Source organism: Enhydrobacter aerosaccus, from assembly GCF_900167455.1.
Taxonomy (GTDB): Bacteria; Pseudomonadota; Alphaproteobacteria; order Reyranellales; family Reyranellaceae; genus Reyranella; species Reyranella aerosaccus.
Map to the genome: position 1 here is coordinate 138,529 of NZ_FUWJ01000004.1, position 18,763 is coordinate 157,291.

Genomic DNA, 18,763 nt, shown 5'->3' on the forward strand with positions numbered 1-18,763 from the left:
ACAACCGGGAGGGCCCTATGGCCGTACATGCGCTGAAGACGTCGAAGGTCGCCCATCTGCGCGACGAGGTCTCGCCCGAGGAATGGCAGGCGCGTATCGATCTCGCTGCCTGCTATCGCCTCATGGATCTCTACGGCATGTCCGACATGGCCGCGAACCATGTCTCGGTCCGCGTGCCGGGCGAGCCCGACGCGTTCCTGATCAACGCCTACGGCATGCTCTATGACGAGATCACCGCCTCCAGCCTGATCAAGATCGATCACGAGGGGAACATCCTCGCCAAGCCCGAGTTCGGGGCCGGCCTCGACTACGGCATCAACCGTGCCGGCTTCGTGATCCACAGCGCCATCCATCGCGCGCGGCCCGAGGTGGCGTGCGTGATCCATACCCACACCTGGCCCGGCATGGCGGTCTCGACGCTGGCGTGCGGCCTGCTCGCCAACACCCAGACTTCGATGCGCTTCGCCCATATCAGCTATCACGACTTCAACGGCGTGGTGCTCGATCTCGGCGAGCAGGAATCGCTGGTGCGCAACCTCGGCACCAACAATGCGATGATCCTGCGCAATCACGGCCTGCTCACCACCGGCGCCACTGTCGCCGAGGCCTTCAATGCCATTCACCGTCTGGAACTTTCCTGCAAGACGCAGCTCGCGGCCATGGCCTGCAACACCCCACTGGTCGATGTCCCGGCCGACGTCGTCGAGGCGACCTACCTGAACTACCAGCCGCAGACGCGCCGCCCCTTCGGCGTGATGGAGTGGCCGGCTCTCCTGCGCAAGCTCGACCGGATCGATCCCTCCTTCCGCGATTGATCGGAGGTCTCCTCTGCAGTCTTCGGTGATTGCCACGGCGGACGGGCAAGGGTAGTTTTCCGTCCGGCGGGGGCGCCTCTGATACGATGACGAGGAGCTTCCATGCGCCTGCCCAAATCCAAGCTGCTGTGGCTGTCGCTCACGACTGCGACCGCTCTTGCGACATTCGCCATCGCCTCTGCTCAGGACGCGCAGCGTGGCGCCACCAGCTACATGCCAGTCGATATCAAGGAACCATTCGCCGCGATCATGGCCCGCATGAAGGCGGCGCAGCCGGCCGTCCAGAAGCGGCAGGCCGATCTGCTGGCCGAGCGCTACGACCTTGCCAACCGTCCGGCCGCGGGCATGACGATGTCGCGCGGCAAGCCCGTGCAGGACGGCGTGCGCGTGAAGCTGCCGGCGGGCACGAGCTGGGAGCAGCTGGCGAACGCCACACCGGTCGAAATCCGCGACCGCAACCTCTTTCCCAAGGGCTTCTATCCGCTGCCGCATCCCAACCAGGCCGAGGGTGGCATGGTGTTCCCGAAGTTCGAGATCGAGGAGATCAGGAAGCAGGAGGCGCGCGATCTCACGCGCTTCGACCTCGAGTACGACATTCCCGACCAGTTCCTGCCCGAGTTCCCGGCGCCGATCTACCTGACCACGCGGCCCGATCTCGGCGACGTGTCGCAAGGCAAGCTGGTCACGATCGACAACTACTACGAGCTGTTCAACGGCATCCTGAATCCCAAGCAGATCGAGGGGCTGCGGCTGCTGCTTACCCCGTTCCCGCAGCAGCAGTTCAACCAGACCGAGGACCGTCGCTCGGAGAAGGCGAGCCGCGGCGTCGCTTGCCTGGATTGCCACGCCAACGGCCACACCAACGGCTCGACCCACGAGGTGGGTGATATCCGTCCGCAGGAGCATCGTCACCGCATCGACACGCCGTCGCTGCGCGGGGTGAACATCCAGCGGCTCTTCGGCTCGCAGCGCGCGCTCAAGACGGTCGAGGACTTCACCGAGTTCGAGCAGCGTGCCGCCTATTTCGACGGCGATCCGGTGATCGCGACCAAGAAGGGCGTCAACGTGCTGGAGCGCGGCAGCCAAGTGCACGACATGGCCGAGTTCCAGGAACTGCTCGACTTCCCGCCGGCCCCCAAGCTCGACCTGTTCGGCAAGCTCGATCCGGCCAGGGCGACGGCCGCCGAGATGCGCGGCCAGGCGATCTTCTTCGGCAAGGGCCAGTGCGCGACCTGCCACACGCCGCCCTTCTACACCGACAACCTGATGCACAATCTCCAGGTCGAGCGCTTCTACAAGCCGGTGATGATCAACGGCCTGATGGCCAGCGCCGACGGCCCGATCAAGACCTTCCCGCTGCGCGGCATCAAGGACTCGCCGCCCTACCTGCACGACGGGCGCCTGCTGACGCTCGACGACACGGTCGAGTTCTTCAACCTCGTGCTCGGCACCAAACTGACGCAGCCCGAAAAGCAGGATCTCGTCCAGTTCCTGCGCGCGCTGTAGGCAATCCCCCTCCGTCGCCGCCCCCTATGTCGCCGTATGACGGCGACACCTCCCCCTGGCGGGTTCCGCCAGGGGGAGGGATTCCGAGAAAGAGGGGCGAGGGCATGACTACGCGGCCTTGGGCTTGCCCAGCAGGTGATCGGAGATGATGCGCTGCTGGATCTCGCTGGTGCCTTCGAAGATCTTGGTGAGCCGCGCGTCGCGCCAGTAGCGCTCGACCGCGTGAAGGGTGGTGTAGCCGGCGCCGCCGAAGATCTGCAGCGCCTCGCTGGTCACGCGCTCGGCCATCTCAGAGGCGTGGAACTTCACCATCGCCGCTTCCTTGTCGCAGCGGCGCTTGCTGTCGATCTCGTCGCACACGAAGTACATGAGCTGGCGCGACGCCTCGATCTCGGTCGCCATGCGCGCGAGCCTGAACCGCGTGTTCTGGAATTCACCGATCGCCTGGCCGAACTGCCGCCTCTCCTGCGCATAGGCGGTCGCATCCTCGAGCGCCCCGCGCGCCAAGCCAATGGCGCGGGCCGCGGTATGGGCGCGGGCGCGTTCGAGACCGGCCGAGATGTAGTAGAAGGCGCGCCCCTCCTCGCCGATCAGCGCCGAGGCCGGCAGGCGGCAATTGTCGAAGGCGAGCTCCCAGGTCTTCCAGCCGAAGTAACCGATCTTGGGGATCGGCGCGCCGCGCACGCCCTCGGGCAGCGTCCCGCGCTTCTTCTCGATCAGGAAGGAGGAGAGGCCGACATGCTTGCGCTTGGGGTCGGGCGCATCCGAGGTGCGCGCCACCAGCATGATGTAATCCGCCCCATCCGCGAACGTGCACCAGTACTTGTTGCCGTTGATCACCCAAGAATCGCCGTCGCGCCGCGCCCGGCAGGAGATGTTGCCGAGATCCGAGCCGACATCCGGCTCGGACATCGCCGCCGCGCCCAGGAACTGCCCCTTCGCCGCCCGCGGCAGGAACACCGCACGCTGCTCCTCGGTCATGCCGCGACCGGCGCTCAAGCCGTTGCCGCGGGCGATGATCGAGGCGACGCTCATCCACGCCCGCGCCAGCTCCTCGGTGATCAGGCAATACTCGAACACGCCGAGCCCCAGCCCGCCATACTGCTCGGGGATGACGATGCCGAAATAGCCCATGTCGGCCAGCTTCTCGATCAGCTCGGTTGGGATGTCGCCCTTCTCGGGATCGAGCTTGTTGGCGAGTGGCAGCACCTCCTTCATCGCGAAGGCCCGCGCCGTCTCCTGGATCATGCGGCGCTCGTCGGTCATGTAGCCCATGGCGTTCCTCTCTGCTGTCGCCGCAGTGTAGCGGACCGGTTGCCGGCGCGATCTCGTTCGTGCATTCGCAGCCGATATGCGGCACGAGCGAGCGAATCGCAGCGTCAGTCGATCACCTCGTCGGCCAGCGCGGCGAACTGCGGCGGCACCGCGAGACCGAGCTTGCGGGCCACGCCGAGGTTCAGCACCGTCTCGTACTTCGTCGCCACCTGGACCGGCAGGTTGGCTGGCTTCTCGCCCTCGAGGATGCGGCTGACATAGCGCGCCGCCTCGCGTGTCATGGCGTTGCTGTCCGGCCCGTAGGACAGCAGGCCGCCGGTCTGCGGAAAGAAGCGTGTCCAGTAGATCGCCGGCAGGCGATACCGCGCCGCCAGGCTCTCGATCAACTCGCGATGGACCAGCGAGAAGGTTGACGCGGTCACGATCAGGCCGCCTCCGGGCGTGCCGCCGAAGGCGGCGATCCCGCTCTCGATCTCGGCCGCGCTGGTGGCCGGCATCCGCAGCGGCTCGATGCCTGCCCGTCGCGCGGCCTCCTCGAACGGCAGCCAGAAGCCCTTGAAGTTGTGGTTGCCGATGTCGCCCATCAGGGCCACGCGCGAGACCGCCGGCGCCACCTGCCGCAGCAGCACCAGCCATTTTCCGGAGATCTCATACTCGAACGGTGTGAAACCGGTCATGTTGCCGCCGGGATGGCCAAGGCTGGCCACGAACCCGCCGGCCACCGGATCGGTCACGTTGACGAACACGACCGGCACCGTATCGGTGGCCGTATGCAGCGCGACGGTTGCCACGGTGCCGGAGGTCAGGACGACATCGGGCGCCAGCGCCACCAGCTCCGCGGCCATGGTGCGCCCGAGAGCGGCGTCGTTGCGCATCCAGCGATAGACGTAGCGGACGTTCCGGCCTTCACTCCAGCCCAGGTCGCGCATGCCCTGGCGGAACGCCTCGAGCCGCTCCTCGGCCTCGGAATCGCCCTCGGCACTGCCGGTTGCCACACCCACCGTCCACATCCGCGGCGTCTGCTGGGCGCGCGCCGTCGCTGCCGCCGAGACCGCGGATCCGGCCATCAGCCCGATGGCCTGCCGTCGCTTCATGTCGTCCCCCGTTCCGAAACCCCGTTGTTCCTGTCTCTTGGCAAGCGACGGCCCGCAAGCCTTTTCTCCTTCCGCCCCGAATGGTGGCCGTATGGCGGCGCTGCCTCTAAAAGGGGAATCCGAGAAGGGGGAGTCGTCGCATGGGGAGTTTCGTTCGCGGCCTGGCCGTTATGGCCGCGCTTTTGCTGCCGTTCGCTGCCGTCGCCGAGGAATGGCCGACGCGGCCGATCACCGTGCTGATGGGCTTTCCCGCGGGCTCCGGCGTCGACGTCGTGGGCCGCATGCTGCAGCCGGCGATGGAGAAGTCGCTCGGGCAGCGACTGGTGCTGGACTACAAGCCCGGCGCCGGCGGCAACGTCGCCTCGGAGATCGTGGCCCGTGCCCAGCCCGATGGCTATACGCTGCTGATCGGCACCGCCGCCACCCACGGCGTCAACGCCGCCCTCTACAAGCGCCTGCCGTTCGACGTCGAGGCCGACTTCACGCCGATCTCGACCCTGAACGACGTCTCCAATGTGCTGATGATCAACCCCAAGGTGATCGATGTCAGGACGGTGCCGGAGTTCATCGCCGCGGTGAAGGCCGCGCCCGGCAAGTACAATTACGCCTCGACCGGCAACGGCACGGGCACGCATCTCGCCTTCGCCGAGTTCGTGCACAAGGCCGGGCTCGACATGGTGCACGTGCCCTACAAGGGCGGGCCCGACGCCATCCAGGGCGTGCTGAACGGTGACGTCTGCTGCATCTTCAATCAGGTGCAGACGGCCCTGCCGCACTACCGCGCCGGCAAGGTGCGGCTGCTGGGCGTCACCACCGCCATGCGCGTGCCGGCGATCCCCGACGTGCCCACCATCGCCGAGGCCGGGCTGCCGGACTTCGAGAGCTACACCTGGTTCGGCCTGTTCGCGCCCAAGGGGCTCGACCCCGCGATCGCGCGCAAGCTCAACGCCGCGGTGAAGGCCGCGCTCGATGATCCCGAGACGCAGAAGAAGATGATCGAGCTCGGCAATACCCCGCGCTACGAGACGCTGGAGCAGTTCAAAGCGACGGTTCATGCCGACCGCCTCAAATGGGCCGAGGTGGTGAAGACGGTGGGCGCGACCGTCGATTGAGCAGGCGCTCGGCGCATCCGCCCTGGAGCGCCGGCTGCCTGTTCCCACGAAGTCTCGTGCCTTCCCGTGCGGTGGGAAGCCGCGGATGCCGCGTTCATCGGCGCTTTCCAGTAAATTTCCCGTCGGTGGCGCATCCCCCGGTGGTGTTCGCACAAAAAAATCGAGGCTCGCGAGGATCGGCCGGAAGTGCCCGTCTTTACGGTATTTTGCACGATTCCTCGCGAGGCTCGCGAGCCTCGCGAGTCCTTCGCGAATTCGGGAAACGAGTGGAACGAGCATCGGCTATGGGCGAGATCGGCGTACATGCCGACAGGATACACACCGGCGTGTGATTGCCCGATTCTGGTTGCCAACGATAGGCGATGCGATACCCGTTAGTTGAGGACGAAGAGAGAGCGGTCCAGCGAGATGACTTCAAAGAGGCATGTCACCTGGAATGAGCGCAACTGGAGTTGCGCGCTCCGATGAAAGCGGGCGAGGGGGCAGGAACATTTCATGTCGGGCTCACGGGAGCGCGCCACTCCAGTGGCGCTCACATTGCTGTAGATGCAGCTCTACCGAGCGTGCTTGAGCAAAGCTTAGCCGGCGAGCACGGGGGTCTTCGCAGCCTTGGCCGCCCCTAAACAGCGTCGGCGCCGCCGCCTGCGTTGCATGTCCGCAACGACCCCTCTACGGTTCCGCCCGGGGAGTGCGGGGGATCATTCTTGGCGAACGGTAGAAGGACCGACGGCCCGACCGCGGGCGCGGGGAGCGTGAGGCGGCGGGTGGTGATCGCGACGCTGGGCGGCGCGGCGGTGGCAGGGCCGATGCGGGCGCAGGCGGCGACACCGGCGCGGCTGGCCTTCATCGCGCCCGCCAATGCCCACACCGAAGCGCCCATGATCGCCACGATCCATGCCGGCCTGGCCGATAACGGCCTGAAGGACGGCCGCGACTATGTGCTCGACGTCTATTTTGCCGAGGGTGAGTACAGCCGCTTTCCGGCCCTCACCCAGGCGGCGCTGGCGACCAACCCTGCTGTCCTCCTGGTGGCGACGATTGCCTCGGTACGCGCCGCATTGCAGGCGACCCGGACGGTGCCGATCGTGTTCGTTGCCATCAACGATCCCGTGGGCGCCGGGCTGATCGACAGTCTGGCGCGTCCTGGCGGCAACGCGACCGGCGTCGCCACCATGGCCGACGACGCGGTGCCGAAATTGGTGGAGCTGGTGCGCACGGTGCTGCCGCAGGCACGGACGCTCGCGGTATTGATCAATCCGCTCAATGCCACCAACCGGCCGATCTTCGAGCGGGTGCGGACGGTCGGCGCCGGGATCGGGCTGGAGGTACGCGCGATCGAGCTCAGCGCGCCCGATGGCTTCGACGCGGCGTTCGGCCCGAGGGGCGAGATAGCACCGGACGGGGTGCAGCCCGACGCGCTGCTGCTGGTCGCCGATGCCCTGTTCTGGCAGCTCGTCGGCCGCATCGCCGCTCTGGGAATCGAGCGCCACATCGCCGTGATCGGCCCGTCCCGCAACGTGGCCGAGGCCGGGGCGCTGATGAGCTATGGCGCTACCTTCACCACGCTGGTGCGGCGCTCGATGTACTATGTGAAGCGGATCCTGGCCGGCGCCCGGCCGGCCGACCTGCCGGTGGAGCAGCCGACCGCGTTCGACCTCGTGATCAACCTCAGGACCGCGAAGGCGCTCGGCCTCACCCTGCCGCAGACGCTGCTGGCCAGCGCCGACGACCTGATCCAGTAGCGGCCGCGGGCGCGGCAGCCCGCGCCATTCGCCTCAGCCGAAGGTCGCGAACACTTCTTCGATTGCCTTCATCTGATTGCCCGCCGCCTTCGGCGTCTGGAGAAGAAGAGCGGCAGCAGGATGACGCTCGGCGCATGGCTGGAACTCCACAATGGAGCATTTGCCCGCGAGCAGCACGCTGCCGTCCTTATGGCCGAATTCGCCCAGGCGTTGGCGGGGACGGACAAGATGCGGGCGGCGGCCACCGTGTCGTCTTCATTCGACGATGCGACAGAGCCTATGTCTGAGAGTGGTCCTCTAAGCACCCTCTCTGGCTTGAGTACCCGCAGCGGCAGCGACTTCCCGAACTTCTGCCGCCGTCGCTTCTGCCGATTTGTCGAAATCTAGAAGCCCAAACTTAGTCGGCAGAGCCAACTTCTCGCTTGGCCCGGATATGCGCAAATTTAGCTCTCCTGAGCCAAAAAGGCCCGTTCGAATCGCAGCCGGAACCCAATTAAATCGGTTCAAGTATGCGCTTTCCGGTTGCACCTCGACCTCCACGGCAATCGTCAAAGCTTCGGGGTCCAATTCCCTCTCTTCGTCAAACGACCAAGCCGGTAAATTTGAGACAATTCCGCCGTCAACATGTAGATCTTGCGCTATTTGCCACGGAGAGAATACCACCGGAAGGCAAACTGACGCTGCGACAGCGTCGGCTAACGGCATCTTTGGCGTACGTTCCGGTGAGAACAGGTGTAGCGAATGTTGGCTTAGATTTGCGCTCACAATTTTCAAAGTTGGGCGACCCTCTTTTCCGAAGTCTTCGAGCAGGACGGTTCGCTCCGCCTCGTCGGGAAACATCTTACGTTGCAATAGTCGGTTTAGGGCATCGCGGAACCGACGAATGTCGCTTAGTCCCCCCAATGCCACGCGAGATATGACAAATGCTGCTATGCCGAGAATGAGCCAGTAGCCAAGCCAAAAGAGAAAAGTTACGGACGACGGTAACAGTGCCTGAAGTCCCCAGCCGAGAAGAAGCAAAGCGACCCAAGTTAGGAATGCGGTCCAGCCTAGTGGCATTGGAAGAGTGAGAACCGCGCGGAGCAGCCGAATCCGCCACCACTGACCACCAAAAAGATCAACGGCTCGTCTCAGCCTTGGATCGATAATTGACAGCTCACGAAGGATAGTGCTTCCCGTAGCTCCGTCTACGATATCGTCTGCTCGAAACCCAGAAGCTGCTAGCGCAGCCACGATGGCTCCCGCAGAAGTACCGGAAACGCCCAATATTTCTACGTTGCGCAGTTCGAGCGCTTTGAGGGCACCGACATGCACGATGCCCTTAGCGCCTCCGCCAGAAAACGCAACGAACGCTCGATGCGCCACGATGTTGCCTCACACGTTTATGGGAGCTGGATGAACTTAAGAGTGGAGCAGTTCACCCTCACCCAAACGCCCCGAACACTTCCTCGATTGCCTTCATCTGATTGCCTGCGGCCGAGGAAGGCACCAGGATTGGCGTGTGTACGCCGGCCGCGCGCCAGGCGGCAACGCCGTCGCGGACCTTGGCGGCCGGGCCGAACAGCGTGGTGTCGGCCAGCCACTTGTCGGTGAGGTATTTCGGCACGTCGTCGCGGCGCCCCTCGGCGATCGCTTTCTCGATCGCCGCCATCTCCTCGGCGTAGCCGGCCTCTTTCCAGTAGTTCCGGTAGTTGGGCAGGAAGGCGTAGTTGGTGAGGGTGCGCCGGTTCACCGCCTTGGCCGCCTCGACATCGTCGCTGATGCAGGTCGGGATCATGTTGCCGATGAAGAAGGCATCGCCGGTGCGCTTCGCCGCCGGCAGCGCCGCCAGCGAGTCGCCCACATGCGAGCGGCAGACATTGGCGAACACCACGCCTTCGGCCAGTTCGCCGGCCAGCGCCACCATCTTCCGGCGCAACGCCGCGACGATGATGGGCGGCAGCGGTCCGAACGCCGTCTCGGCACGGAACTTCTCGATGAAGGCGCGCGTGTCGGCCAGCGGCTTGCCGGGCGTCACGCCCATGCGCACGTAGGACGGGCCGTGGGCGATGCCGATGCCGAGCCGGAAGCGGCCGTTCGAGACCTCGTGCATCATGGCGGCGCTCTGCGCGAAATCGACGATCGTGCGCTGGTAGATCGGCACGATCGAGGTAGCGAAGGGGACGTTCTCGGTGTTCCACGACAGCGCCTCGCACATCGACATGTTGCCGAATGGGCTCGGCACATAGATGCCGGCGAAGCCACGCGTCTCGGCTTCCTTGCAGAGCTCGATGGTGCGGCGCCGGCGGCCCGGCATGGCAATCAGGCACAGGGCGGGAAGGGCATCGGCCATCCTCGGGTCTCCTTTCGGGCCCGAATGGCGTCGGGCATCCATGATCGATCGGCCGCAGCCTACACCGAGAGCACGACGATCAGCACGTAGCCGGCGACGGCCAAAATCTGCGTGGCGAGATCGACCCTGTTGATGCGCCGCGTCTGTCGCGCCGAGCTGGCGGGTGAGGCGCTGCGCAGCGCGTTGGCGGCCCAGATGAAGAGCACGAAGAAGGCCAGCGTCACGATGAAGGAGAAGGCATAGAGCTTGTCGAGGAACGTCAGGTAGGGAATGGCCGGCAGGTTCTCGCGATAGCTCTGCTGCATCAGGGCGATGCTGAGCAGGATCATCGGCGGCACGGCCAGCCGCTCGGAGATCAGGGCGCTGGAGAGCGTCGGCGTCAGCAGCATGATCAGCATCACGACGGCCAGCGGCAGGACCCATTTGACGGCTGCGGCATAGTCGTTGGCGTCGTAATGGAGGTTGAAGACGGCGCGGCTCTCGGTGGCGGCGGCGCCCCCCATCAGGCTGGTGGCGCGCTTGTAGGGCACGTCGACGAAGGCCCAGCGGCTGAGATCGTAGCCGCTGATGCCGGCCCGCGCGCCGAGCTCGGCCCCCGATGGCGCCACCGCGACCCGGATGGTGCGGCCGAGCAGGTCAGCGATGCCGATCCTGGGCTCGATCACGACCGACAGCGTCACCTGGCCGAACGGGAAGTGGGCAAAGTCGATGTCGTTGGAATAGAACGTGCCGACGAAGCGATAGCCCTGGAAGACTTTGCCGTCGGCCAGCCGCGCCGGCTGCCGGGTCAGCAGCTCGACGGTCGAGTCCCACGGATTGACCAGGTTCTGGAAGCGGACGAGATCGATGGCGGCCATCTTGTGCTCGTCCAACGCCCGGGCCAGAGCCGCGTCGTAGGCCAGCCACAGCGTGCCATCGACCGAGTAGGTCTTGTCCCGGGTCGAGAAGCCGGAGATGTTCTCCAGCCGCATCGACAGCTCGATCGTGGCCGTGTCTGCGGCAAGCGCCGGCGACAACAGTCCGGCCATTCCGGCCATCGCGCCGAGCCACAGGAGCAGCCGGCGCAGGATGAGCGGCAGTGTCAGACGCCTGTCCGGCAGGATCGATTCCCAAACCACGTCGCACCGTAGCACGCCCTTCGCGCGTTCCGGCAAGGACGGTGCGAGGGGCGCCAATGGATCATCGATTCCTATGATGCGGCTATGGCCGAGAGCCGTCAGCGTTCTCGAATCCCTATGGCGAAATCTCCAACTATGGGGCCGACCAGGTCTCATCAGGAGTCCGCCATGTCCCTCTCTGCTGTTCATCTTCAGGAAGAAGAACCTCCGTTGACGCGCGCCGAACGGCTGACCGCCAAGGCGGCGCAGTTCGTCGTCGGCTTTCTGTGCGTGACGCCGGCTGCACTGTTTCCCGCCGGCCTGGCCTACAAGGTCTTCACCTATCTTGCCGCCTGACCGGAGCGCGGACTTTCGTCCCGACCGCCGGACACGGTCGTTCACCCAGGCGCGGATGGCCCTGGCGGGCGTGCAGGTCGTGGGCGTGCTGGGCTTCGTCGGCCTGTTGTCCGCCGCGCGAGTCGCTCCCGACATCGCGCCCCTGCTGCAGATGCTGGCCTTCCTCTGGTTTTTCGTTGCCGGCGCCCTGTGGCTGGCGCTGCCGTCCCTGCTGCGGCGCCGACGGCAGATGCACCTTATGGCTTCGCGTCCTCCGCAATCATCGTCGCGCCCTTCTCGGCGATCATGATGGTGGGGGCGTTGGTGTTGCCGGTGGTGAGCGTCGGCATCACCGAGGCGTCGATCACGCGCAGGCCTTCGATGCCGTGGACCCTGAGGCGCGAATCGACGACGGCGCGCGGATCCTCGCCCATCCGGCAGGTGCCGACCGGATGATAGAGCGTGTTGCCGGCACGGCGGGCATAGGCGAGCAGGTCCGCGTCGCTGCTTATGTCGGCGCCGGGCTGGATCTCACCGCTGCTATGCTGCGAGAGAGAGGCCTGCGCGAAGATGCGGCGCGCGTGGCGCGTGCCGCCGAGCAGGGCGAGCTCGTCGGTGCGGGTGCTGAGATAATTGGGCCGGATCGCCGGCCGCTCGAACGGCTCGGGCGAGGTCGCCATGATCGTGCCCCGGCTGTCCGGCTTCACGACGCAGACGACGCAGCTCATGCCCGGCTGCTCGTCGAGCTGGCCGAACTTCAGCGGATGCGTGCTGCCGGGCGTGAACAGGAGCTGCAGGTCGGGCGAGGCCAGGCCCTCGCGGCTGTCGCAGAAGACCTGCGCCGTGGTGACGCCGAAGGTGAGCGCGCCGCGGCCGGTGACGGCGAAGCGCACGATCTCCGGCAGCACGCGGGGGAAGCGCGCGATCTCGTTGACCGTCTCGGCACCCTTCACGCGATGCACGACCCGGATCACATAATGGTCGATCAGGTTGGCGCCCACGCCCGCCAGGTCGTGGACGACCGGGATGCCCAGCGATTGCAGATGGGCCGCCGGGCCGATGCCGGAGACCTGCAGGATGTGCGGCGAGTTGATGGTGCCGCCGGCCACGATCACCTCGCGATTGGCGCGCACATGGGTGAGGTTGCCGCCGCGCTGGAAGGAGATGCCGGTGCAGCGTCGGCCCTCGAAGCTCAGCCGGCCGGCCTGGGCGTCGGTCTCGATCCGCAGGTTGGGTCGCCGCCGCGCCTCGCGCAGGTAGGTCTGTGCCGTCGAGCCGCGGAAGCGGCCGCGCCGCGTCATCTGCGAATAGCCGACGCCGTATCGCTGCTTGCCGTTGAGATCGGGATTGAAGGGGAAGCCGGCCTGCTGCGCCGCTTCGACGAAGCGGTGGGTGAGCGGCAGGATGGTGCGGTAGTCCTCGACCTTGAGCGGGCCACCGCTGCCGCGCACTTCGGGATCGCCGCCCTGCACGTAGTGCTCGGAGCGCTTGAAGTAGGGCAACACATCGTCCCAGCTCCAGCCGCGGCAGCCCATCTGGGCCCAGCCGTCAAAGTCGGCCGGCGCGCCGCGCACATAGAGCATGCCGTTGATCGAACTCGAGCCGCCCAGCGTGCGACCGCGCGGCCAATCGATGCGACGTTCGCCCGACGCCTTCTCCGGTTCGGTCGTGTAGTTCCAGTTCACCAGCGGATTGCGGATCAGCGACCGCATGCCGGCCGGGATATGGATCATCGGATGCCAGTCGTTGGGCCCGGCCTCGAGCAGGATCACCGAGGCGCCCGTTTCCGACAGACGAGACGCGAGCACGCAGCCAGCCGAGCCGGCCCCTACCACCACGTAATCCGCTTGCATGCGCTTCTCCCTTCAGCCTCTTATCACCTCTCCTCCTAGCGGGGGAGAGAAACAAGGGGAAGGAACGAGACATGCGCGGCCGCCAGGTTCTCATGCAGACGCTGCTCAACCATGGGGTCGATCGCATCTTCGGCAATCCCGGCACGACCGAGAGTCCGCTGATCGATTCGCTGCTCGATTATCCGCAGATCGACTATGTCGTGCATCTGCACGAAGGCGTCGCGGTCGGGGCGGCGAACTTCTATGCCCAGGCCAGCGGCAAGACGGCGTTCGTGAACCTGCATGTGGCGCCGGGCCTCGGCAACGCGATCGGCATGATTTATGGCGCGCTCAAGAACAACTCGCCGATGGTGGTCACGGCCGGCCAGCAGGACACGCGCATCCGCCTGCGCGATCCCGTGCTCGGGCACGACCTCGTGGCGATGGCCGCGCCGGTGACCAAATGGAGCGTTCAGGTCGAGCGCGCCGACGAGATCGGACCGATCCTGCAGCGCGCCTTCAAGATCGCCAACGAGGCGCCGGCCGGTCCGGTGTTCGTGGCGCTGCCGATCGATGTGATGGAGCAGGAGACCACTATTTCGCCGGGCGCGCCGGCGACGCTGTTTGCCGCCAGCCGGCCCGATCCCGCGGGAGTAGAGGCGATGGCGCGCCTGCTGGCGGATGCGAAGCGGCCGGCCGTCATTGCCGGCGATGACATTGCCCGCGCCGGCGCCGACAAGGCGCTGGTGGCGCTGGTCGAGAAGATCGGCACGACGGTGTGGTTCGAGGGGCTGCGCGGCCGCAATTCCTTCCCAACCGATCATCCGGCCTATCGCGGCACGCTCGCTTTCGACGCGCCGGGCGTCGCCAGGCAGTTCGCGACCAACGATCTAGTGCTGATGGTGGGCGGACCGTTCTTCGAGGAGGTGTGGTACGGGCCGGGCTCTCCGTTCGTGCCGGGCACCAAGGTGCTGCAGATCGAGGCGGCGCCGTCGCGGCTGGCCTACAATTTCGCGGTCGATGCCGGCCTGGTCGCCGATGTCGGTGCCGCGCTCGAGGCATTGGCGCAATCTGTGGCGATCGATCCGGCTGAGGCCAAGCGACGCAACGAGGCGCACAAGGAGCAGAAGGAGGCGGAAGACGCCGCGCAGAAGGCGCGCGTTGCCAAGGCCTGGTCGCGCACGCCGACCTCGATGGCCCGCGCCCTGGCCGCGATCCGGGCCGGCGCGCCGGCGGATGTGGTCGTGGTCGATGAGACCATCACGGCGAATCTCGACCTGTTCAAGACCTTCACCTTCAAAGGCCCGGACGATTATTTCAGCGGCCGTGGCGGCGGCATCGGGCAAGGCGTCGCCGGCGCGATCGGCGTTGCCGTGGCGCAGGACAAGCGGCCGGTGCTGTGCGTCTCCGGCGACGGCTCGTCGATGTATTCCATCCAGGCCTTGTGGACCGCGGCCCATCACGACCTGCCGATCGTGTTCGTGATCCTGGCCAACCGCGAATACCGCGTGCTGAAGCACAACATCGATGCCTACCGCACGCGCTTCGATGTCCAGTCGAACAAGCCCTATATGCACATGGACCTGACCGGCCCTGCGCTGGGCTTCGTCGATCTCGCCAAGGGCATGGGCCTCGGCGGCACGCACGTGACGAAAGCCGACGACATCAAGGCGGCGGTGGCGGCCGCCTTCAAGTCGGGCAAGCCGCACCTGATCGAGATCGAGATCGAAGGAAAGCGGTAGCGCGAGGACGCGCTGCCGGCGGGCGGCCGCGTCTTCGGAGGCGCGAGCGTCCACGCAGGGCGGAAAAGACCAGGATCCCTCGCCACCGCGCCCGTTAAAATAACGGGAAAATAACGGGTGCAGGTGGCGTGCTGCGGGCGCGGACGTCGCGGCGCGGGAGCATCGCGGTTCACCGTTTTTACCGTTTTTAAACGGAGGGAAAACGGTGAGCGGGGCTGCGAGTCGGGACGCGAAGCGACGGACAAGGGGAGCGGGCGGCGACAGGACATGCGTGTCTCGGGATGTGTTGGGCACCGACCCTAAACCCGCCGCCTCAGAACCGACGATTATGGTCACCTACGGAGCAGCGAGAGATCCCTCGGCTCCGCCTCGGGATGACACTGTCCTTTGGGTCGGAACGACACTGTCCTTCGGGTCGGAATGACACTGTCACTGCCTCAGGACGACACTGCCCCTCGCGCCGGGACGACACTGTCTTCGGCTTCGCCCCATCAACGGTGTCATCCCGAGCGCTGCGAGGGATCTCTGGCGGGCGCCGGACCGAGATCCCTCGGCTTCGCCTCGGGACGACACTGTCCTGTGGGTCGGAATGACACTGTCACTGCCTCAGGATGACACTGCCTCTCGTGGCGGGATGACGCGCCTCTTGCCTCGCGACGACGCTGTCCCTCGCGCCGGGACGACACTGTCCTCGGCTTCGCCCCATCAACGGTGTCATCCCGAGCGCTGCGAGGGATCTCTGGCAACCGTCGTGTCGGGATCCCTCGGCTCCGCCTCGGGATGACACGGTTCTTGGAGCGACATCGTCACGTGCCTCGCGACGACGCTGCCCTACGCGCCGGCACGATACTGTCCTCGGCTTCGCCCCATCAACGGTGTCATCCCGAGCGCCGCGAGGGATCTCTGGCGGGCATCGGATCGGGATCCGTCGGCTTCGCCTCACCAGCGGTGTCATCCCGAACGGAGTGAGGGATCTTTAAATCTTACTTCTGGAACGCGCGGACCTTCGCCTGATGCGCGCGGGCGGCGTTGGTGAGCATGGGCAGGTCGTTGCCGGACAGCAGCAGCTTCATGCCCTTGCCGGTGTAGAGCTTCAGCAGCTCCTCGGTATAGGCGCCGCCCATGCCGGGCCACTTGCCGTGCTTCTTGCAGGCGGCGATGACCTTGTCGACGGCGGCCTGGACCTTTGGATTGCCGGTGTCGCCCGGGATGCCCATCTCCATCGAGAGATCGCTTGAACCCACCAGCAGGCAGTCGATGCCGGGCACCGAGGCGATCGCCTCGGCATTCTCGACCGCCTTGGGCGTTTCGATCATCACGGTGATCAGCGTGTTCTCGTCGCTCTTGGCGGTCATCTCGCCGAGCGGCATCGGCGCATAGTCGAACTGCGCCTGGCCGCCGCCGACGGAGCGGTGACCGCGCGGCGGATAGCGCAGCTTGTCGGCGATCTCCTTCGCTTCCTCGGCCGTGTCGACATGGGGAATGACGATGCCGAGCGCGCCGCCATCGAGCACGCGCGTCGCCATCGTCAGCTCGCCATAGGGCACGCGCACGATCGGCGCGATGCCGGAATCCTGGGCCGCGACGGAGATGGCGCAGGCGGTTTCGATCGACATCGAGCCATGCTCCAGGTCGATGAACAACCAGTCGTACCCTGCCGCCTTCATGACCTTGATGATATCGACGTTGCGCACCAGGCGGATGCCGATGCCGATCGCCAGCTCGTTGTTCTTCAGCCGCGCCTTGGCGGCGTTGATTGCAAAGCCCATTGTTTCCTCCACCGCTTCCGCCGGCCGTCCGGCGGCGCTAAGCTAAACGCCATGACTTTCCATGTCGAACGGATCGATCATGTCGTGCTGCGGGTGCGGAACCTCGCTGCCATGGTCCGATTCTACGAGCAGGCGCTCGACTTCAAGGTCGAGCGCACGCTGGAGAAGCTCCATCTGGTTCAGATGCGGGCCGGTGCTTCGCTGCTCGACCTGATCCAGGGCGAGCCTCCCGCCACCGGCGGCAACATGGATCATCTCTGCTTCCGCATCGAACCGTTCGACCGCGCGCGGATCGTGGCGCGGCTTTCGCCTCTCGGCATTACGGTGGGCGAAACGGTCGAGCGTTATGGGGCTGAAGGCAATGGCCCGTCGGTGTATTTCCACGACCCGGAAGGAAATCAGATCGAGCTGAAGGGCGCGGCGCAATAGCGCTTGGCCGCTGCACACGATGTGATAGCTTGGCCGCCATAAGAACAAAGCAAATTGGCGCTGATCTGGGAGGGAATTCGGATGCGTCTGACAAGGGCTGTCTGGGCCGCGGGTGTGCTCGGCCTGGTGACGGTTGCGTCACCTTCGTTCGCGCAGAAGCAGGGCGGCACGCTGCGCATTTCCCATCGCGACAATCCGCCGAGCGCGTCGATCCACGAAGAGTCGACCATCTCGGTCGTGCAGCCGTTCATGGCCGTCTTCAACAACCTGGTCGTGTTCGATCCCAAGGAGAAGGTGAACAGCCCCGATCACATCGTCGGCGATCTCGCTGACAGCTGGTCGTGGAGCGACGACAAGACCAAGCTGACCTTCAAGCTGCACCAGGGCGTGAAGTGGCACGACGGCCAACCCTTCACCTCGAAGGACGTCAAGTGCACCTGGGACGCGCTGGCGGGCAAGGACAGCGACATCATCCGCAAGGACCCGCGCAAGATCTGGTACAACAATCTCAAGGACGTCACGACCAACGGCGATTACGAGGTCACCTTCGTCCTCGGTCGGCCGGAACCGTCCTTTCTCACCATGCTCGCGGGCGGCTATTCGCCGGTCTACTCCTGCCATGTGCCCGATCGCGTCATGCGCTCCAAGCCAATCGGCACCGGTCCGTTCAAGGTGGTGGATTTCAAGCGCAACGAATCGATCAAGCTGGTGCGCAATCCCGACTACTTCAAGAAGGGCAAGCCCTATCTCGATGCCATCGACTGGAAGATCGTGCCCAACCGCAGCACCCGTCTGCTGGGCTTCCAGTCGGGTGAGTTCGACATGACGTTCGACTCCGACGTGACCTTCCCGCTGCTCAAGGACGTGATGGCGCAGAAGCCGAACGCGGTGTGCGAGGCGCGGCCGACCAACGTCAATTCCAACATCCTGATCAATCGCGACGCGCCGCCGTTCGACAATCCGCAGGTGCGCAAGGCGCTGGTGCTGGCGCTCGACATCAAGGCGTTCAACCAGATCCTGAGCCAGGGCCATGACCTCGACGGCGCTGCCATGCTGCCGCCGCCGGCCGGCTTCTGGGGCATGCCGGCCGACATGCTGGCGACGCTGCCGGGCCATTCGCCCGACGTCGAGAAGAGCCGGGCCGAGGCGCGCAAGATCATGGAAGGGCTGGGTTACGGCCCCAACAAGCCGCTCAAGATCAAGGTGGCGACGCGCAACATCGCGATCTACCGCGACCCGGCGGTGATCCTGATCGACCAGCTCAAGCAGATCTACATCGACGGCGAACTCGATCCGATCGACACGACGATCTGGTACAACAAGATCGCCAAGAAGGATTACCAGCTCGGCATGAACCTGACCGGCATCGGCATCGACGATCCCGACGTCAATTTCTACGAGAACTTCTACTCGACGTCCGACCGCAACTATACCGGCTACAAGAACGCCGAGGTCGACAAGCTGATCGACCAGCAGTCGGCCGAGCTCGACATGGGCAAGCGCAAGAAGATCGTCTGGGAGATCGAGAAGAAGCTGGCCGATGACGTGGCGCGTCCCGTCATCGGCCACAACGTCGCCAACACCTGCTGGGACCCCAAGGTGAAGGGGCTCGTGCTGCAGGTGAACAGCATCTACAACGGCTGGCGTTTCGAAGACGTCTGGCTCGACAAGTAACGGGTAAG

Annotated in this window: 16 protein-coding genes; 8 read left to right on the plus strand and 8 right to left on the minus strand. The window is 65.5% G+C overall.

Annotated features, from left to right (window positions below):
* Positions 1-17 precede the first annotated feature (17 nt).
* Positions 18-815, plus strand: a complete 798-nt coding sequence (locus B5D62_RS17950) for a class II aldolase/adducin family protein (RefSeq protein WP_085935298.1) — start codon at positions 18-20, stop codon at positions 813-815.
* A gap of 102 nt (positions 816-917) precedes the next feature.
* On the plus strand, positions 918-2,321 hold the full coding sequence (locus tag B5D62_RS17955) for a cytochrome B6 (protein WP_085935299.1): 1,404 nt from the start codon (positions 918-920) through the stop codon (positions 2,319-2,321).
* Positions 2,322-2,429: 108 nt separating this feature from the next.
* On the opposite strand, the gene B5D62_RS17960 is transcribed toward B5D62_RS17955, so the two are convergent.
* Both B5D62_RS17960 and B5D62_RS17965 read right to left on the minus strand, forming a co-directional pair.
* Positions 2,430-3,596, minus strand: a complete 1,167-nt coding sequence (locus tag B5D62_RS17960) for an acyl-CoA dehydrogenase family protein (protein WP_085935300.1) — start codon at positions 3,594-3,596, stop codon at positions 2,430-2,432.
* Between the two features lie 104 nt (positions 3,597-3,700).
* Positions 3,701-4,690, minus strand: a complete 990-nt coding sequence (locus B5D62_RS17965) for an ABC transporter substrate-binding protein (RefSeq protein WP_085935301.1) — start codon at positions 4,688-4,690, stop codon at positions 3,701-3,703.
* A gap of 140 nt (positions 4,691-4,830) precedes the next feature.
* Here B5D62_RS17965 and B5D62_RS17970 point away from each other — a divergent pair, with 140 nt between their 5' ends.
* Together B5D62_RS17970 and B5D62_RS17975 are read left to right on the plus strand one after the other, a co-directional pair.
* Positions 4,831-5,802 carry a Bug family tripartite tricarboxylate transporter substrate binding protein gene (locus B5D62_RS17970; RefSeq protein ID WP_085935302.1) on the plus strand — a complete coding sequence of 324 codons (972 nt, stop codon included), beginning with the start codon at positions 4,831-4,833 and terminating at the stop codon, positions 5,800-5,802.
* Positions 5,803-6,569: 767 nt separating this feature from the next.
* Positions 6,570-7,544 carry an ABC transporter substrate-binding protein gene (locus tag B5D62_RS17975; RefSeq protein ID WP_170920998.1) on the plus strand — a complete coding sequence of 325 codons (975 nt, stop codon included), beginning with the start codon at positions 6,570-6,572 and terminating at the stop codon, positions 7,542-7,544.
* 33 nt (positions 7,545-7,577) lie between these two features.
* Here the strand turns inward: B5D62_RS17975 and B5D62_RS33420 are convergent, their stop codons facing one another.
* The 4 genes from B5D62_RS33420 to B5D62_RS33425 all read right to left on the minus strand — a co-directional run bounded on the left by B5D62_RS33420 (position 7,578) and on the right by B5D62_RS33425 (position 11,051).
* Complete coding sequence (locus B5D62_RS33420) at positions 7,578-7,721, minus strand: hypothetical protein (protein ID WP_170920999.1); 144 nt, start codon at positions 7,719-7,721, stop codon at positions 7,578-7,580.
* 120 nt (positions 7,722-7,841) lie between these two features.
* Entirely contained in the window at positions 7,842-8,909 is a 1,068-nt protein-coding gene (locus B5D62_RS17980; protein ID WP_269435108.1) for a patatin-like phospholipase family protein, read from the minus strand.
* 58 nt (positions 8,910-8,967) lie between these two features.
* Positions 8,968-9,876: an LLM class flavin-dependent oxidoreductase gene (locus B5D62_RS17985; protein ID WP_170921001.1), complete on the minus strand. Its 909-nt coding sequence runs from the start codon at positions 9,874-9,876 to the stop codon at positions 8,968-8,970.
* Between the two features lie 59 nt (positions 9,877-9,935).
* Complete coding sequence (locus tag B5D62_RS33425) at positions 9,936-11,051, minus strand: hypothetical protein (protein ID WP_170921002.1); 1,116 nt, start codon at positions 11,049-11,051, stop codon at positions 9,936-9,938.
* A gap of 111 nt (positions 11,052-11,162) precedes the next feature.
* Here B5D62_RS33425 and B5D62_RS33430 point away from each other — a divergent pair, with 111 nt between their 5' ends.
* Positions 11,163-11,330 (plus strand): hypothetical protein, encoded by a 168-nt coding sequence (locus B5D62_RS33430; protein WP_170921003.1) that lies wholly within the window; start codon positions 11,163-11,165, stop codon positions 11,328-11,330.
* Positions 11,331-11,566: 236 nt separating this feature from the next.
* On the opposite strand, the gene B5D62_RS17995 is transcribed toward B5D62_RS33430, so the two are convergent.
* Positions 11,567-13,162, minus strand: a complete 1,596-nt coding sequence (locus tag B5D62_RS17995) for a GMC family oxidoreductase (RefSeq protein WP_085935307.1) — start codon at positions 13,160-13,162, stop codon at positions 11,567-11,569.
* A 71-nt stretch (positions 13,163-13,233) separates the two neighbouring features.
* Here B5D62_RS17995 and B5D62_RS18000 point away from each other — a divergent pair, with 71 nt between their 5' ends.
* On the plus strand, positions 13,234-14,883 hold the full coding sequence (locus tag B5D62_RS18000) for a thiamine pyrophosphate-binding protein (protein ID WP_085935308.1): 1,650 nt from the start codon (positions 13,234-13,236) through the stop codon (positions 14,881-14,883).
* Between the two features lie 983 nt (positions 14,884-15,866).
* On the opposite strand, the gene B5D62_RS18005 is transcribed toward B5D62_RS18000, so the two are convergent.
* Positions 15,867-16,652, minus strand: a complete 786-nt coding sequence (locus tag B5D62_RS18005; RefSeq protein WP_085935309.1) for an HpcH/HpaI aldolase family protein — start codon at positions 16,650-16,652, stop codon at positions 15,867-15,869.
* Between the two features lie 51 nt (positions 16,653-16,703).
* Here B5D62_RS18005 and B5D62_RS18010 point away from each other — a divergent pair, with 51 nt between their 5' ends.
* Positions 16,704-17,081 carry a VOC family protein gene (locus B5D62_RS18010; RefSeq protein ID WP_085935310.1) on the plus strand — a complete coding sequence of 126 codons (378 nt, stop codon included), beginning with the start codon at positions 16,704-16,706 and terminating at the stop codon, positions 17,079-17,081.
* An 81-nt stretch (positions 17,082-17,162) separates the two neighbouring features.
* Positions 17,163-18,755, plus strand: coding sequence for an ABC transporter substrate-binding protein (locus B5D62_RS18015; RefSeq protein ID WP_085935311.1), 1,593 nt, complete (start codon positions 17,163-17,165; stop codon positions 18,753-18,755).
* Positions 18,756-18,763: the final 8 nt, after the last annotated feature.